This is a genomic window from Mycobacterium sp. (assembly GCF_049608025.1).
GTDB lineage: Bacteria > Actinomycetota > Actinomycetes > Mycobacteriales > Mycobacteriaceae > Mycobacterium.
Genome location: NZ_JBMYXC010000018.1, coordinates 30,118 through 46,396 on the forward strand (window position 1 = coordinate 30,118; position 16,279 = coordinate 46,396).

Below are 16,279 nucleotides of genomic sequence, written 5' to 3' on the forward strand. Positions count from 1 at the left end.
GAGGACATCGGCTGGGCCACTGCGTTTCTCGCCTCGGATGCAGCGTCCTACATCAGCGGCGCATCGCTCGAGGTGCATGGCGGTGGAGAACCGCCGCACTACCTGTCGACCACAACTGCCGACATCAAATAGCGCATCAAACACGCAGGGAAGAAATAGGAGACTAGGGAATGGGATTGCTGGACGGCCGCGTGGCCATCGTGACGGGTGCGGGTGGCGGAATCGGGCGAGCGCACGCTCTGGCGTTCGCTGCCGAGGGCGCGCGGGTCGTGGTCAACGATATCGGCGTAGGACTGGACGGTTCGGCCGCCGGCGGGGGTAGCGCCGCGCAGGGTGTCGTGGACGAAATCGTTGCCGCCGGTGGCGAAGCCGTGCCCAGTGGGGCCAACGTCGCGGACTGGGCGCAAGCCGAGGGCCTCATCCGGACCGCTGCCGACAGTTTCGGCTCCCTCGACATCCTGGTGAACAATGCGGGCATCGTCCGAGACCGGATGTTCGCCAACACCAGCGAAGAAGAGTTCGACGCCGTGACCGCCGTGCATCTCAAGGGGCACTTCGCCACGATGCGGCACGCCGCCGCGTACTGGCGCGCGAAGTCCAAGGCGGGCGAAAAGGTAGATGCCCGCATCATCAACACCAGTTCCGGCGCAGGGTTGCAAGGCAGTGTGGGACAGGCGAACTACAGCGCCTCCAAAGCCGGGATCGCGGCCCTGACGCTGGTCGCATCCGCCGAGATGGGCCGCTACGGGGTCACCGTCAACGCGATTGCGCCGTCGGCGCGCACCAGGATGACCGAAACCGTCTTCGCCGACATGATGGCGACTCAGGACGCCGATTTCGATGCGATGGCCCCGGAGAACATCTCGCCGCTGGTGGTGTGGCTGGGCAGCGTGGAATCCCGGGACGTCACCGGCCGGGTGTTCGAGGTCGAGGGCGGCAAGATCCGCGTCGCTGAAGGATGGGCCCACGGCCCCGAGATCGACAGGCGTGCCAGGTGGGATCCCGCCGAACTGGGGCCGGTGGTCACCGACCTGCTGGCCCAGGCTCGGCGCCCGGTGCCGGTCTACGGCGCTTGATCAGGCGGGGTCGCAGATGAGTATCGGGATCTTGCGGTCGGTGTAGGTCCGGTAGTTGGCGAAGTCCGGATACAAGGCATCGAGCTTGGGCCAGTACTCGTCACGCTCGGCGTCGGTCGCGTCGCGAGTGGTGAGCTTGAGCACCTCGTTCTTGATCTGGAAAGTGACGCTGGGCTCAGCCTGAGCATTCAAGTACCACATGGGGTTGTTAGCGCGGCCGCCCTGCGAGGCCACAAGAATCACCCGGTCCCCCTCGCGCAGGAATATCAGCGGGCTCTCCCGGGCTTCGCCGGACTTCCGACCGGTGGTCGTGAGGATGCCGACCGGTGGGGGAGCGCTGAAACGGTTGGCCCCGCCGCGCCACTTGGACCCGATGCGGCCGCCGGTGGCCTTGAACGCCCAGGTGTTGAACCGCGACATCCACTTGATGCCGATGCCGGCCGCCTTCGAATTGAGTCCTTCAACCTGCTTGGGGCTCAGGGGGCGTGGTTGTTTGGCCATGTGCGAATCCTATCGGGTGAGAAACGGCCGGACGTCGGCGCGGATATGGTGGATCTGCGCCTTCCCGGCGGGGTCGTCGGCCGGAATGCGGAACGTCTCGTCGATGTGGGCACCGACGCGACGTCCGGCCACCGCCGGGCTGGTCGACAAATCAAACCGGGCCCGCACCGTGTCGCCGTCGATGCTGAACTCCGGCATCGTGATCGACTTGATCACTCGATACTGCAGTCCGCGATTAAGACTGCGGCGCAGATGATCTCCCGAGAAACCGGTCTTCAGTCCGAACTCGATTCGTGTGCAGTCGGGCGCGAACGGCACTGCGGCGGCGTCGTGGCTGGCCAGCGCATCGATGTAGGCCTGAGCCGCGGCGATGCGGTCGGCTGCCGGTATCACGGGCATCCCGCTAGATCCGCTCGATGATCGTTCCGGTGGACAATGCTCCACCGGCGCACATCGTGATCAGCGCGGTGGTCTGGTCGGTGCGCTCCAACTCGTGCAGCGCCGTGGTGATGAGTCGGCTGCCGGTACTGCCCACCGGATGGCCCAACGCGATGGCGCCACCATTGACGTTGACGGTAGCCATGTCGGGCTCATGCACCCTGGCCCACGACAGCACCACTGACGCGAAGGCTTCGTTGACCTCGGTGATGTCGATGTCGCCCATCTTCATCCCGGCCTTCTCCAGAACCTTCGCCGTCGACTGAACGGGGCCGTCGAGATGATAGTACGGTTCGGCGCCGATGAGCGCCTGGCTGACGATGCGGGCCCGCGGCCTCAGGCCCAGTGCCTTGGCCTTCTCTTCGTCCATCCACAGCACCGCGGCAGCACCGTCGGAGATCTGCGAAGACGTTCCAGCAGTGTGGATACCGCCCTCCAGAACCGGATTCAGCGACGACAGACCTTCTAGCGTGGTGTCGCGCAGGCCCTGATCGCGGTGCACGAGGGCCCGCTCCGAGGTCGGCTGCCTATTCTCGTCGAGGACCGGCGCCTCGATGGGGCTGATCTCGCGGTCGAACCGGCCCTCGGCCCAGGCCTGCTTGGCTTTGCGCTGTGAGTCGAATCCGAACTGGTCGATGTCTTCGCGGGTGATGCCACGGCGCTTGGCGATCCGCTCTGCGGCGGTGAACTGATCGGGTAGGTCGATGTCCCATGACTCGGGTCGGATGATGCTGCGGTCAGGGCCGGCGTTGGCGCCCAGGCCGACGCGGCTCATCGCTTCGATCCCGCAGGCGATGCCGACGTCGATGGCGCCCGCGGCGATCAGGCCGGCGACCAACCCGTTGGCCTGCTGCCCGCTGCCGCACTGGCAGTCGACGGTCATCGCGCCCACCTCATCGGGCAGTCCGGCCACCAGCCAAGCCACCCTGGTGATGTTGTTGGACTGCTCGCCAAACTGTGTCACGCACCCACCGATGACCTGTTCGACGTGGTCTGCTCGGAAGTTTGAGTCGACACCGGCCTTCTCGACGAGCGCCCGCTGAGTGGCCCCGAGCAACTCAGTAGCGTGCAGGCCGGATAGCCATCCTTTCCGCTTGCCGATGGGGCTGCGAGTGGCTTCGACGATGACAGGGTTACCCATATGCGTCAGGCTAGAACACGTTTCATAACGCTGACAAGCTGCGATACAGCCATGCCTTTGATCTGCGTAGGAGGCATGTTTTACTGGCACTAGAACACGTTGCAATTGAGGAGCGCATGCTGTGACTTCACCCCAGGGCTCATCGTCTGATATTCCAGCCCCCGAGTTCCCGCCCGGCTTCGACTTCCTCGATCCTGACGTCAACCTGGCCGGTTTGCCCGAGGCCGAGCTCGCCGCGCTGCGTCGGTCGTCCCAGCCGCTGCACTGGGTCGATGTGCCCGGTGGTACCGGAGGCTTCGGCGACAAGGGTTACTGGCTTGTCACCAAGCACGCGGACGTCAAGGAGGTTTCCCGTCGCAGCGATGTCTTCTCCAGCTGGCAGAACGGCGTGATCCCGGTCTGGCCGCAGGATATGACCTTCGACAAGATCGAGATGCAGCGCAGTGTCATGCTCAACATGGATGCGCCGCACCACACCCGCCTGCGCAAGATCATCTCGCGCGGGTTCACGCCGCGTGCGGTTGGACGGCTCGAGGAGGAACTCGCACAGCGCGCCCAGAGCATCGCCAAGACCGCGGCCGCCGAGGGTAGTGGCGACTTCGTCGAGCAGGTGTCATGCGAGTTGCCGCTGCAGGCCATCGCCGGTCTGCTCGGCGTCCCCCAGGAAGACCGCGACAAGTTGTTCCGCTGGTCTAACGAGATGACCGGTGCCGAAGATCCCGAGTACGCCGACGTCGATCCCGCACAGTCCTCGCTGGAGCTGATCATGTACGCGATGGCGATGGCCGACGAGCGCGGCAAGAACCCGACCGACGATATTGTGACGGCGCTGATTCAGGCCGACATCGACGGCGAGAAGCTCTCTGACGACGAATTCGGCTTCTTCGTCATCATGCTCGCCGTCGCAGGCAATGAGACCACCCGCAACTCCATCACCCACGGCATGATCGCGTTCGCCGACCACCCAGATCAGTGGGAGCTATTCAAGAAGGAGCGCCCGGGTACCGCAGTCGACGAGATCGTCCGCTGGGCAACACCGGTCACGTCGTTCCAGCGCACCGCCAACGAGGACACCGAACTGGCCGGCGTGCAGATCAAGAAGGGCGAGCGGCTGGTGATGTCCTACCGGTCGGCCAACTTCGATGAAGATGTTTTCGACAACCCCCAAGCCTTCAATATTCTGCGCGATCCGAATCCGCACGTCGGGTTCGGCGGCACCGGTGCGCACTACTGCATCGGCGCCAACCTGGCCCGCATGACCATTAATTTGATTTTCAACGCAGTGGCCGACCACATGCCCGACCTCAAGCCGATCACCGAGCCGGAGCGGCTGCGGTCGGGTTGGCTCAACGGAATCAGGCATTGGCAGGTGGATTACACGGGCGCCGATCACCTCGAGTATCACTGAGCACAAACGGATCAAGGAGGAATCGGGTGGATTTCAGTCCCGATGAAGGGCAGCAGGCGGTCGCCGATGTGGTCACTTCGGTGCTGGACCGCGAAAACAGCTGGGAGGCTTTGGTCGCCGGCGGTGTGCCTGCTCTGGCGGTGCCTGAACGACTCGGCGGCGACGGTGTCGGGCTGGCCGAGATTGCGACAGCGCTGACCGAAATCGGCAGGCATGGCACGGTCAGTCCGGCGCTGGCCACTCTCGGTTCTACAGCGGTACTGCTGGATATGGGTTCCGATGCCCAACAGGATCGTTATCTGGCCGGCGTCGCGAAGGGCTCGGTGCTGACGTTCGCGCTAAGTGAGCCCGGCGCGTCCCTGCCTGACCGACCGGCGACGACCCTTGTGGGGAACACGCTCAACGGCACCAAGGTTGCCGTGGGCTACGCGGTACAGGCAGATTGGATCATCGTCAGCACTGACAGCGGTGTTGCGATCGTCTCCGGCGATGCCGACGGATTGACGGTCACGAAGACGCCGACTTCTAGCGGTTCTGACGAATTCGTAGTGTCGTTCGTCGATGTTGCAGTCACCGGAGCCGACATTTTGGAGGGCGCAACGCCGCGCCGGGTCAACCAACTGGTGTTGGCGATGATCGGCGCCTTTTCCGCCGGCTTGGTGGCTGGTGCATTGCGGCTGACCGCCGACTACGTTGCTACCCGGGAACAGTTCGGTCGGCCGCTGTCCACCTTCCAGACGGTGGCGGCCCAGCTTTCAGAGGTCTATATCGCCTCTCGCACAATCTCTTTGGTGGCCACATCGGCAGCTTGGCTGCTCGCTGAGGGGCATGATGCGGACGCGGACATCGACAGCGAACTGGCGATCCTCGGATACTGGCTCACCTCACAGGCGCCGCCTGCGATGCGGACGTGCCATCACCTGCACGGCGGCATGGGTATGGATATCACCTACCCGATGGACCGCTACTACTCCTCGATCAAAGACCTGACCCGACTGCTGGGCGGCCCCTCGCACAGGCTGGATCTTGTCGGGGCCTCGACATGGGCGGGAGCGTAAATGTACATAGAACTGACACCCGAGCAGCGGCAGCTGCAAACCGAACTGAGGCAGTATTTCTCGACTCTCATCACAGCCGGCGAGGCCGAAGAGATGGAGTCGAACCGGCATAACGAAGCCTATCGGGCGGTGATCAAACGGATGGGCGCTGACGGCAAGCTGGGGGTCGGCTGGCCCAAGGAGTACGGCGGTTTGGGCTTCGGACCCATCGAGCAGCAAATCTTCGTCAACGAGGCCAACCGAGCGGATGTCCCGCTGCCATTGGTAACTCTGCAGACGGTGGGACCCACGTTGCAGGAGTACGGCACCGAGGAACAGAAGAAGAAATTTCTGCCCGGAATCCTTTCAGGTGAACTGCATTTCGCTATCGGCTACTCTGAACCTGAAGCCGGTACTGACCTTGCCTCGCTACGAACGGCCGCGATCCGGCACGGCGACGAATACATCGTCAATGGCCAGAAGATGTGGACCACCGGTGCCCACGACGCCGACTACATCTGGCTCGCGTGCCGCACCGACCCGGATGCCGCCAAGCACAAGGGCATCTCGATTCTCATCGTCGACACCAAGGATCCCGGCTTCTCCTGGACTCCGATCATCCTGTCCGATGGCGCTCACCACACGAACGCGTCGTACTACAACGATGTCCGAGTTCCTGCCGAAATGCTGGTTGGCGAGGAGAACGGCGGATGGAAGCTCATCACCACCCAACTCAACCATGAGCGAGTCGGCCTGGGTCCGGCCGGACGCGTCGCCGGCATCTATGACCGGGTTTGCGCGTGGGCGTCAAAGCCGGGTTCGGATGGTGTCACTCCGATCGAGCACGACGACGTGCAGCGGTTGCTGGGGCAGATCAAGGCAATCTGGCGAGTGAACGAACTCCTCAACTGGCAGGTGGCTGCTTCGGGCGAGACCATCGCAGTCGCCGACGCCGCGGCCACGAAAGTCTTTTCCACCGAACGTATTCAGGATGTCGGCCGGTTGGCAGAGGAGATCGTCGGCAGCTACGGCAACCCGGCCGATCCGGACACCAATGAACTGCTCGACTGGTTGGACAAGATGACCAAGCGCAATCTGGTGATCACCTTCGGCGGAGGTGTGAACGAGGTGATGCGCGAGATGATCGCTGCCGCGGGTCTGAACGTGCCGCGGGTCCCACGGTGAGCGGCCAGGAAATCAAGGCTGCCGCGGAGCGGGTCAAGGCCGAAGGGAAGAGCGAGCTGCGGACCGGTCGCCATCCGGTCAACCAGCCCATGATGGACCACTGGCTGGACGCGATGGGCGACCGGAACCCGATATACGTCGATGAGGCTGCCGCGAAGGCTGCCGGTCACCCAGGAGTGGTCGCGCCGCCGGCGATGATCCAAGTGTGGACGATGATGGGTCTTGGCGGTGTCCGCCCCGACGATGACCCGCTCGGCAGAATGCTGGCATTGTTCGACGATGCAGGGTATGTCGGCGTGGTCGCCACCAACTGTGAACAGACCTATCACCGCTACCTTCGCCCTGGTGAGGAAGTCGGCGTCGCTGCTGAGCTGGTCGACGTCGTCGGCCCTAAACGGACTGCGCTGGGCGATGGCTTCTTCATCACGCAGAAGATCACGTGGACGGTCGGTAAGGAGCCGGTCGCCGAGATGCTCTGGCGGATGATGAAATTCAGGCCGCGGGAGAAGGACTCTGAGGATTCCGCTGCGGCGACGAATCCGGTGCCCGACGATCTCGACGCCGACTCGATGATGCGGCCCGCGTCATCGAAGGACACCAAGTTTTTTTGGGACGGCGTGTGTGCTCATGAGTTGCGGATTCAGAAGCGGCCCGATGGCACGCTGCAGCATCCGCCGGTGCCCGCGCTGTGGGCCGATCCGAAGGATGAGGTGGGGCCGTCGGACTATCTCGTTGCCAGCGGGAGGGGTGCGGTCTTCAGTTTTGTCGTGCACCACGCCCCGAAGGTGCCCGGCCGCACCTTGCCGTTCGTGATCGCGCTCGTGGAACTCGAAGAAGGAGTGCGGATGCTCGGCGAGCTCCGCAACATGGACCCAGCGACCGTGGAGATCGGAATGCCTGTTCAAGCAACGTATATCGATTTTCCCGAAGGGTCTTCCGGCCCGGCGTGGACGCTCTATGCGTGGGAGCCCGCGAAGTGAGCACACCTACCATCGCCATCGGCACCAAGCTCCCCGAACTCAAGCTCTACGGCGACCCCACATTCATCGTCTCGACGGCCATCGCGACGCGTGACTACCAGGATGTGCACCACGACCGAGACAAGGCGCAGGCCAAGGGGTCCAAGGACATCTTCGTCAACATCCTCACCGATACCGGTCTGGTACAGCGCTTCATCACCGACTGGGCCGGCCCCACCGCCGTCATCAAGTCGATCGGCCTGCGACTGGGCGTGCCCTGGTATGCCTACGACACCGTGACCTTCACTGGTGAGGTGACCGAGATCGTGGACGATGTGATCACGCTGAAAATCATCGGCAGCAATAGCCTCGGCGACCATGTGATCGCGAACGCGACGCTGGTCCTGGGCCCTGTGGACGCGCGCGCGTCGCGGACCGCCGGGGGTACCCCGTGAACGACGGACTTTCCGGCAAGGCGGCGATCGCCGGTATCGGTGCCACAGAATTCTCGAAGAACTCCGGCCGCAGCGAACTGCGACTGGCTGCCGAGGCAGTGCTTGGCGCGCTCGACGATGCGGGGCTGACCCCCGCGGACGTCGACGGCATGGTCACGTTCACGATGGATTCCAACACCGAGGTGGCCGTCGCGCGCGCCACCGGGATCGGAGAGTTGAAGTTCTTCTCCAAGATTCACCACGGTGGCGGCGCGGCCTGCGCGACGATTCAGCAGGCGGCGATCGCCGTGGCGACCGGCGTGGCCGAATGCGTTGTGGCTTACCGTGCCTTCAACGAACGCTCCGGTATGCGGTTCGGCCAGGTGCAAATGCGGCTGGTGGAGAACGCCGACTCCACCGGCGTCGACAATTCATTCTGCTATCCGCACGGATTGTCGACGCCCGCCGCGCAGGTGGCGATGATCGCCCGGCGCTATATGCATTTGTCCGGTGCCACGAGCAGAGACCTCGGCGCGGTCTCGGTGGCTGACCGCAGGCATGCGGCGAACAACCCCAAGGCCTACTTCTACGGTAAGCCGATCACCATCGAGGAGCACCAGAACTCACGGTGGATCGCTGAGCCGCTGCGCCTGCTCGACTGCTGCCAGGAAACCGACGGCGGTGTGGCGCTGGTCGTGACGACGCCCGAGCGAGCCCGGGATCTCAAGCACCGGCCAGCGATCGTCGAGGCGGCCTCTCAGGGCTCCAGCCCGGATCAGTATTCGATGGTCAGCTACTACCGCCCTGAGCTGGGGCTGCCCGAGATGGGGTTGGTCGGTAGGCAACTCTGGCAGCAGTCCGGTCTGCAGCCCGCCGATATCCAGACCGCAATCCTCTACGACCACTTCACCCCGTTCACGTTGATCCAGCTCGAAGAGCTCGGGTTCTGCGGGCCCGGTGAGGCTAAGGACTACATCGCCGACGGTGCGATCGAGATCGGCGGCAGATTGCCGATCAACACCCACGGTGGCCAGTTGGGGGAGGCGTACATCCATGGAATGAACGGAATCGCCGAAGGGGTGCGGCAGTTGCGCGGGACTTCGGTGAACCCGGTCCCCGACGTGGAGCACGTGCTGGTCACGGCGGGCACCGGCGTGCCGACATCGGGGCTCATCCTGGGTTAGCCGCCGATCCGTCCGTGAGGCGCCGATAACGTAGCGCACCAAAACGAGGCGGGGCCGGGTTTGGTGCCTCTAGGGTGTGAAGCGGTTTTTCAGGTCCTGCGAAGACCAGAATAGTGGTCCTGGACCGAGCGAAAGGATCATCGATGTTGATGGACGTCTCCGAAGCGCTTTCCAGCGAATTTCGCCAGGCCTTGGCTGATGCGCTGCCCGATGTGTCGCAAAGCTACAGCGACGACGAAGATTACGGGGAAAAGAGGGCAGCATGGAATATCTTGACCCAGTATCGACCGGCGGGCGTAGTTCAGCCTCGTAGTACTCGTGATGTGAGCACCATACTCAAGATTGCGTCCGAGTACGGGGTGGAACAAGTCAGCATGCGCTCCGGGGGGCACTCATTCGAGGGGTTGAGTTTGGGCGGCGAAGGCGGCGCCTCTCTGGTCATCGATATGATCGAGATGAATAACATTACGTGTGATTCCGAGCAGCACGTTCTGCATGCAGAGGGCGGCGCTTTACTAGGCGACGTATATATGCAAGCTTGGGAACATGGCCAGCAAATGATCCCCATGGGTTCCTGCGTTACTGTGGGCTTGGGTGGACAAGTTCAGGCCGGAGGTTACGGCCATTATTCCCGCACCTTCGGCATTCTTTCCGACCGTGTTATCGAATTCGAGTTGGTGACCGCCGACGGCGAGGTTCGGACGGTCAACGAAAATGTTCACGCTGATTTATTCTATGCGCTCCGCGGGTCGGGTACGGGGTCTTTCGGCGCCATCACCAAAGTGTCCTTGCGAACCAACGATTCCCCCACTGCCGTCGGAAATTTCATGGTCCGGTGGGCGCTCAAGGAATTCGACATTCCCGATCTCCTGAAGAGGATTCAACGTAAATGCCTTGACGCGCCTCTTTCGTTCAATCCGATGGTCATGATGTGGCTGGGTGTGCTCGAGGTATCCGGAACGATCTTGACCGACGACCCGGTCGAGCGCGACAAGGTATGGGTTGATTTCCTCGAAGATCTTCCGCAGCCGACTGCGACGGACTTTCGAGCGCAAACCTTCATCGAGTCCGTGCGCGACCTGGGTCTGTCCCAGACTTCGGCGCCCTGGTATCACGACCTCACGACGGTGTCCCGTGAGGGTCGCGAGCATCTTCGGTACATGAAGATCAAAGCCGGATTTCTGCCCGCGGAAATGCCGGACAGCTTTCTCGACGATCTTGGGGCACTTGCTGTTACGCAACCAGATTGCGGAGTGCGTGTTCAGATTCTTGCCATGGACCCTGACCGCACTCCGGATCCCGATACCACGTCGATCAAAGTGCGCAATTTCCCATGGCTGATGGGCATGTCCGTCTGGCTTGAAGCCTCCGAATACGACGGCGAAGAAGGTGCCACGGCCGCGGGAGTGGCGCGCCGACCTTGGCTTACGGAAGCCTATGAACTGTTCTACCCACTCTGCGACGGCGGATACATCGGTGACGACGACATAGAAGAAGCCGGGAACGGCAGAGACGCGCTGGAAAGTTACTTCGGAAACCACCTGCCGCGTCTGCAGGAGATCAAAGCCAAGTACGACCCCCGCAATATTTTTCACCACCCCCTCTCCATTCCCTTACCGGCGCAGACAGCAAAGTAACCACGGCCGCCGGGGAGTCAGCGATGCTACTGGAAGACGTGAAGAAGTCTGTCAGCAAGAATGAGTGGGATACGCGTGTAGCACTGGCCACCGCCTATCGCGCATGCTTTTATCTCGGTTACGAGCAATCCACATTCGGGCATTTGTCGGCCCGGGTGCCCGACGAGCCGAACTGCATGCTGTTGAACCCTTTCGGTCTGGGTTTCGATGAGATTACCGCATCCAGCCTGGTCAAAGTAAATAGCGACAGACAAATAATCCTGGAAAACGGGTACTCGTTGAACGAGGCTGCCTGGAATATTCACTCTGGCATCATGTTCAACGACGATAGAATCAATGTGATAATGCATCTTCATACGTTGGACGGAGTTGCTGTATCCAGTCAGAAGAACGGATTCCTGCCTCTCTGTCAGGACTCTGTGCTGTTCTACGATAAAATCGCCTACCACGATTACGAGGGAATCGTGATCGACCCAGACGAAGCTCCCAGGTTACTGCAGGACCTGGGGGACAAGAGGGTGCTGGTCCTGAGGAACCACGGAAACATATACGTGGGGCCGACTATGTCGGAGGCCTTCTTTTATATGTTTTTCTTTGAAAAAGGCTGCTCAATTCAAGTCAGGGCGCTGAGCGCGGAAGTGGTGCCCATCTCCGACGCGATCATTTCAAGCATCCCGGCTGAACGCGATGTGGTCCTGAACAGCATGCATGCATCTGACGATGCCGAATCCAATATCGAATTTGCCTACCACCAGATTTTCGAGGTGTGGAAACGTCGCATGAAGAGACTGTTCCCCGACGTGGCCGATTGAGTCCAGTCCGCTCGCGTCGACGCCGTGTCAGCGTGGCCTGGCCATCATGACCACCTTCGGCGTCGCGAACGGGCAGGCCAAAATTCCCGAGGCCTGTCGGAACTCAGTTCGGGGTTCTCGAGGAGAACTCTGGGGCCGGATGGAGCGCGAGGCGCGGTGTGGCAGCCAGCAAAGTTCAAAGTTTTACCCTTGAGTTCAAAGTTCTGCCCTTTAGGACGCCGCGGATGGCGTACTTTGCCTGACAGCAGTTCCACGCGAGATGCGATGAGGGATACATGGGGCAAGCAGGGTCGGCTGCATCCTCCAAGACCGATGCACCAGTCCCACATTGTTCGGGGGTGTGGCGCATCACCGCACGAACTGATCCCCGTGGTTGATCTTCACGCTGGCGGCACGGAGCGATCGAACGAAACGAAAGGGCGCTGAAATGGGCTTTACCAGGAGTATCGGTCGCATCGGCCCGTTGGCGGTGGCGCTTGGCGTGGGGCTGGCGGTGGCGAGCACGCCGGGCGTTGCCTATGCCGAGCCATCAGATGTGGGTTCGTCGTCACAGTCGGCGGGTGGTGCGTCGGCGACGACGGGGCCCTCCGGAGATGGTGATGGGGCGTCTTCTGGCGGGTCTGACGGCACCGAGTCGTCGGAGTCGGGCAGCGCAGCCGATGGGCTGTCGGGATCCCTCGTTGATGCCGACCCTGTTGAAGCGGCTGACCTTGCCGACCTTGACGACGCGGCTGACCTTGACGATCTTGCTGATACCGCTGATGCCGAGGTTGTTGACGCCGACGCCGACGCCGAGGTTGTTGACGCTGCCGATGGTGACGACGGCGTTGTTGATGCCGAGGTTGTTGATGCCGACGTTGATGATGCTGACGTTGTTGATGCGGACGTTGTTGATGCGGACGTTGTTGATGCGGACGCTGAACCGGTCGCCGCTGAAGGGGACGCTGCGTTGGCAGCGGACCCCGCCGTTGAGGCATCGGCACCGGACGCGGAGTCGGCGAGCGGCGACTCGGCTACCGGGGTGGCAGCGGGCGGGGATGCCGAGAGCGCCTCGACCGAGTCGGACCCTGCTGCTGAGGCTGACCAAGCCGTCGCGGCTGCCGCAGCCGAATCTTCCGTCGAGGCCGATGGGCCGGCGCCCCTTGACGTTGCGGCGGTTGCCGACGATCCCGCCCCGTCTTCGCTCGCCGCACCGGCCTCGGCGCTCACCACGGAGTCCGCTGCCGCCGTGAGTTCCCCGGCAAAGACGGTGCCGACCCTCCAGGACGCGTTCGCCGGTGTGGTCAGGGCGACCGCGCAGGTGGTGGTCGATGTATTGGATTGGGTGCTGGCCGCCTCGGGGACCACCTATGAAGACTCAGAGCTGCCGTGGGGGCTGGTCCTGGTGGCCGGACTGCGGCGTGAGATTGACCAGGCCTTCCTGGCCCCGTACCGGGTTTCGCAACAGGCAACTGCTCAGCTTGCCGTCGCCCAGAGCCCGAACCTGTTGGTGAACCCGGGCGCCGAGGTGGGAGATGCGTCGCTGTCGGGCAACAGCGCGGTCTCGATCCCGGGCTGGATGGTGACGGGCACTCCGACGGCGATCCCGTACGGCGCACTGCGCAACTCCTGGCCGCTCGGCCTCTCCTTCCCGTTGCCAAATCTGCCCTCGTTCATGGGCTACCCGAAGGCGCACAACGGGCCGCCAGACGGCGGTGCGCAGATGTTCGGCGGCGGGAATGTGGCCGACTCCCAACTGACCCAGATCGTCGACCTCAGCGCCGCTGCGGCCGACATCGACACCGGCGAGGTGACCTACAACCTCAGTGGCTGGCTGGGCGGTTGGCTGGCCAATTTGTCCTCCGCCTCGGTCAAGGTCGACTTCCTCGACGCCAACAAGACCTACCTCGACACCACGAGCATCGGGTCGGTCGGCGTTCTGGAACGCTTCTTCGGCACCAAGTTGTTGGAGCGCCAGACCGCCGGGTCAGTCCCGACGGGGACCCGCTACGCCCAGGTCGACGTCATTCTCGACCAGGTCAACATTTTCCCGCTGGGAATCAACGTCGACTACAACTCGGCCTTCGCCGACAACATCTCGTTCACCATCAGCGCCGACCTGCCGGCCCCCCCGCCACCGACGCCGTTGGTGTCGACTGTCGGTGAGTTGGACCACGTGTTCATGGTGTACATGGAAAACAAGGGTTACAGCGACATCGTCGGCAGCCCCGACGCGCCGTTCCTGAACAGTTTGATCAACGCCTATGGGTCTGCGAACAACTTCTTCGGCCTGACCCATCCCAGCCTGCCCAACTACTACCCGGTCATCGGCGGCACGGACTACGGGTTGACCTATGAGTGCGAGGCAGTCTGCATCTTCGACCACGGAACAATCCTGACCGACAACATCGATGCCGCGGGAATGACCTGGCGGGGTTACGCGCAGAGTCAGCCCCCTGGACAACCCCTGGAGAATTCGGGCGACTACAGCGTCGCGCAGTTGCCCTTCGTGGCGTTCGAGGGTATCGGCAACGATCAGGCCTACGCGGAGCAGCACCTGTTCCCGCTCGATCAGATGGCGATCGATCTCTCGTCCTCGGAGACCGCCCCGGACTACGCGTGGTTCGCCGCCAACGAAAGCTTCAACGGCGAAGGCCCGATCGATTCCCTCGGGGACATACTGCAGTTCGCCTGGAGCCAGATCACCCCCGGCCACCAGTACAACGTTCCGGCACTTGACCAGTTCCTGTCCGAGACGGTGCCGGTCATCATGGATTCCGTGGTGTGGAACGACCCGGCCGAAGAGTCCGTCCTGGTCGTCACGTTCGACGAGGACAACGACAACTTGTCGCTGGGCTTCGGCGACGAGGGCAATCGCATCGTGACGGTCGTCATCCCGTCACCGGCAGCCGTCGTGGGCGGAATGCGGGGCGGTCACTTCACCGCCACCGACAAGTACGACCATTACAGCCTGATGCGCATGATCGAGGACTCGCTGGGACTTCCGACACTGTCCAATAACGACAAGTTCGCCGTCCCGATGAACGAGTTCTGGGTGTAAGGCCTCAATAGCCCTGCTACTTAGCGACTTTCGGCCCGGTAGGGACGGTCGTGCGCACATGTCGGGCTATGATCGCCCCATGTCTGACACCAAACTCGGCTGGGTCGCCCCTACCGCGCTCGTCATCGCCGTCGTCGCCGTAGCTCTCGCGGCCCTCGGGTTGGTGCGATCGTCCTCCTCGGGGGACGCTCCCACGGCCAGCGGTGAGGAGGCCAAGACAGCGGTCTGCGGGGCATTCAAGATAGTGCGGACCGCGGTGTCCCTGCAGACCAACGCAGATCTCGGCAAGGATCGGGCGGCTACTCAAGCAGTGGCGGCCAATGCCCGCCTGGCCACACTGGGCGGCGGCCAGTTCATGTTGGCCAGGCTGGACACCAATGAGGTTCCCGCCGACCTGGCCGACGCGGTGCGCTCGTTTGCGAACAACCTCGAATACATCGGGATGGGACAACTCGCGGGCGTACCCGCCCAGGATCCGAACCAGACGACACGCCTGAACGATGCTCAGGCAGACGCCGAGCGCGTCGTGGAACTCTGCGAGTAGCCGACGCTCACGCAGGGATGAAGTCGACCCCGGCCAGCGCTACGGCGTTGTCACGCTCGGGTATCTGCACAACGGCTTGGAAGCCGGCCTGAGGGTCATCGCTGTTCTTCCAGACGCACACGCGCAGCGTCTCGCCGGGAAACACCACGCCGGCCATCCGGGCGCCGTAGGACCGGAGCCGGCGGACGTCACCGTCGAGTAGGTTGTCGACCAACGCCTTGCACGTCATGCCGTAGGTGCACAGCCCGTGCAGGATCGGACGCGGAAATCCGGCTGCGGCAGCGAAATCCGGATCTGAGTGCAGCGGATTGCGGTCACCGCACATCCGGTAGAGCAGCGCCTGCTGGGGCGATACCGGGATGGACAGCTCGAGGTCGGGAGCCCGATCGGGAGCCGATGAAGATCCAGACGGACCGCGGTCGCCGCCGAAGCCACCCTCGCCGCGCGCGAAGATCGATCGCTTCTGGCTCCACAGCAACGTGCCGCCGGGATCGGTCACCGTCGTCTCCGACCAGATCACCGCGGCCTTGCCCTTGTCCCAGATCTCGGTGAACTTGGTGACCGCAACGCCCCTACCCGACGGCGGGATCGGCCCGGGTACAGTCACGGACTCGCTCGCGTGCAGCACCCGGCTCAGATCGATGTCGATACCGGGGAAGCGCACTGCGGGCGCTTCGGTCATGTGGAAGCTCTGCGCGACGTTGCCGAACGTCGGTAGCACCTGCGGCGTGGCGTCGGTCAGGTAGCGCAGTTCGCGCTTGTCCATGGGGTTGCCGCCCGCGCCCAGACCGAGGTGATAGAGCTGGACATCGCTACTGGTCCAGGAGAATTCGACGGGGTCGAGCTCAGCGCCGATAGCTTCCTCGAGGTTGATGGGCACCGC

At 63.0% G+C, this 16,279-nt stretch carries 15 protein-coding genes and 1 pseudogene (1 of these 16 cut by a window edge); 12 read left to right on the forward strand and 4 right to left on the reverse strand.

Going from position 1 to position 16,279, the window contains the following annotated elements:
* Together ACPGXI_RS08730 and ACPGXI_RS08735 are read left to right on the forward strand one after the other, a co-directional pair.
* A pseudogene (locus ACPGXI_RS08730) lies at positions 1-132 on the forward strand (SDR family oxidoreductase); it begins 722 nt to the left of the window's first position.
* Positions 133-170: 38 nt separating this feature from the next.
* Positions 171-1,076: an SDR family oxidoreductase gene (locus tag ACPGXI_RS08735; RefSeq protein WP_526651870.1), complete on the forward strand. Its 906-nt coding sequence runs from the start codon at positions 171-173 to the stop codon at positions 1,074-1,076.
* On the opposite strand, the gene ACPGXI_RS08740 is transcribed toward ACPGXI_RS08735, so the two are convergent.
* Genes ACPGXI_RS08740 through ACPGXI_RS08750 form a run of 3 tightly spaced genes read right to left on the reverse strand, consistent with a single transcriptional unit; the run spans position 1,077 to position 3,156 of the window.
* Positions 1,077-1,577, reverse strand: a complete 501-nt coding sequence (locus tag ACPGXI_RS08740) for a nitroreductase family deazaflavin-dependent oxidoreductase (protein WP_526651872.1) — start codon at positions 1,575-1,577, stop codon at positions 1,077-1,079.
* Positions 1,578-1,586: 9 nt separating this feature from the next.
* Positions 1,587-1,976: a DUF8021 domain-containing protein gene (locus ACPGXI_RS08745; protein ID WP_526651873.1), complete on the reverse strand. Its 390-nt coding sequence runs from the start codon at positions 1,974-1,976 to the stop codon at positions 1,587-1,589.
* Positions 1,977-1,980: 4 nt separating this feature from the next.
* Complete coding sequence (locus ACPGXI_RS08750; RefSeq protein WP_526651875.1) at positions 1,981-3,156, reverse strand: steroid 3-ketoacyl-CoA thiolase; 1,176 nt, start codon at positions 3,154-3,156, stop codon at positions 1,981-1,983.
* A gap of 151 nt (positions 3,157-3,307) precedes the next feature.
* Here ACPGXI_RS08750 and ACPGXI_RS08755 point away from each other — a divergent pair, with 151 nt between their 5' ends.
* From ACPGXI_RS08755 to ACPGXI_RS08800, 10 genes are all read left to right on the forward strand, one after another.
* A complete protein-coding gene (locus tag ACPGXI_RS08755; protein WP_526651926.1) occupies positions 3,308-4,564 on the forward strand; it encodes a cytochrome P450 in 1,257 nt (418 codons plus the stop codon).
* Between the two features lie 26 nt (positions 4,565-4,590).
* Complete coding sequence (locus tag ACPGXI_RS08760) at positions 4,591-5,622, forward strand: acyl-CoA dehydrogenase family protein (protein ID WP_526651877.1); 1,032 nt, start codon at positions 4,591-4,593, stop codon at positions 5,620-5,622.
* Positions 5,623-6,786 (forward strand): acyl-CoA dehydrogenase FadE29, encoded by a 1,164-nt coding sequence (gene fadE29, locus ACPGXI_RS08765; protein WP_526651879.1) that lies wholly within the window; start codon positions 5,623-5,625, stop codon positions 6,784-6,786. It begins immediately after the preceding gene.
* On the forward strand, positions 6,783-7,766 hold the full coding sequence (locus ACPGXI_RS08770; protein ID WP_526651881.1) for an OB-fold domain-containing protein: 984 nt from the start codon (positions 6,783-6,785) through the stop codon (positions 7,764-7,766). Before fadE29 ends, ACPGXI_RS08770 begins: the two co-directional genes overlap by 4 nt.
* A complete protein-coding gene (locus tag ACPGXI_RS08775) occupies positions 7,763-8,200 on the forward strand; it encodes a MaoC family dehydratase (protein WP_526651883.1) in 438 nt (145 codons plus the stop codon). The genes ACPGXI_RS08770 and ACPGXI_RS08775 overlap by 4 nt, the downstream gene beginning before the upstream one ends.
* Entirely contained in the window at positions 8,197-9,363 is a 1,167-nt protein-coding gene (gene ltp2, locus ACPGXI_RS08780) for a 17-hydroxy-3-oxo-4-pregnene-20-carboxyl-CoA lyase (RefSeq protein ID WP_526651885.1), read from the forward strand. Before ACPGXI_RS08775 ends, ltp2 begins: the two co-directional genes overlap by 4 nt.
* A 143-nt stretch (positions 9,364-9,506) precedes the next feature.
* On the forward strand, positions 9,507-11,000 hold the full coding sequence (locus ACPGXI_RS08785; RefSeq protein ID WP_526651887.1) for an FAD-binding oxidoreductase: 1,494 nt from the start codon (positions 9,507-9,509) through the stop codon (positions 10,998-11,000).
* Positions 11,001-11,023: 23 nt separating this feature from the next.
* Positions 11,024-11,812, forward strand: a complete 789-nt coding sequence (locus ACPGXI_RS08790) for a class II aldolase/adducin family protein (protein ID WP_526651889.1) — start codon at positions 11,024-11,026, stop codon at positions 11,810-11,812.
* A 427-nt stretch (positions 11,813-12,239) separates the two neighbouring features.
* A complete protein-coding gene (locus tag ACPGXI_RS08795; protein ID WP_526651891.1) occupies positions 12,240-14,852 on the forward strand; it encodes an alkaline phosphatase family protein in 2,613 nt (870 codons plus the stop codon).
* A 79-nt stretch (positions 14,853-14,931) separates the two neighbouring features.
* Positions 14,932-15,396, forward strand: coding sequence for a hypothetical protein (locus ACPGXI_RS08800; RefSeq protein WP_526651893.1), 465 nt, complete (start codon positions 14,932-14,934; stop codon positions 15,394-15,396).
* Between the two features lie 7 nt (positions 15,397-15,403).
* Here the strand turns inward: ACPGXI_RS08800 and chsH3 are convergent, their stop codons facing one another.
* The gene (gene chsH3 / locus ACPGXI_RS08805; protein ID WP_526651895.1) at positions 15,404-16,276 is read right to left on the reverse strand and encodes an enoyl-CoA hydratase ChsH3; all 873 of its coding nucleotides are present in this window, start codon (positions 16,274-16,276) and stop codon (positions 15,404-15,406) included.
* Between the last annotated feature and the right edge of the window lie 3 nt (positions 16,277-16,279).

What these genes read in the sequence shown, in the direction of transcription:
- ACPGXI_RS08735 (WP_526651870.1), top strand. Translation starts at nt 171, where the DNA reads ATGGGATTGCTGGACGGCCGCGTGGCCATCGTGACGGGTGCGGGTGGC.
- ACPGXI_RS08740 (WP_526651872.1), bottom strand. Translation starts at nt 1,577, where the DNA reads ATGGCCAAACAACCACGCCCCCTGAGCCCCAAGCAGGTTGAAGGACTC.
- ACPGXI_RS08745 (WP_526651873.1), bottom strand. Translation starts at nt 1,976, where the DNA reads ATGCCCGTGATACCGGCAGCCGACCGCATCGCCGCGGCTCAGGCCTAC.
- ACPGXI_RS08750 (WP_526651875.1), bottom strand. Translation starts at nt 3,156, where the DNA reads ATGGGTAACCCTGTCATCGTCGAAGCCACTCGCAGCCCCATCGGCAAG.
- fadE29 (WP_526651879.1), top strand. Translation starts at nt 5,623, where the DNA reads ATGTACATAGAACTGACACCCGAGCAGCGGCAGCTGCAAACCGAACTG.
- ACPGXI_RS08785 (WP_526651887.1), top strand. Translation starts at nt 9,507, where the DNA reads ATGTTGATGGACGTCTCCGAAGCGCTTTCCAGCGAATTTCGCCAGGCC.
- ACPGXI_RS08790 (WP_526651889.1), top strand. Translation starts at nt 11,024, where the DNA reads ATGCTACTGGAAGACGTGAAGAAGTCTGTCAGCAAGAATGAGTGGGAT.
- ACPGXI_RS08795 (WP_526651891.1), top strand. Translation starts at nt 12,240, where the DNA reads ATGGGCTTTACCAGGAGTATCGGTCGCATCGGCCCGTTGGCGGTGGCG.
- ACPGXI_RS08800 (WP_526651893.1), top strand. Translation starts at nt 14,932, where the DNA reads ATGTCTGACACCAAACTCGGCTGGGTCGCCCCTACCGCGCTCGTCATC.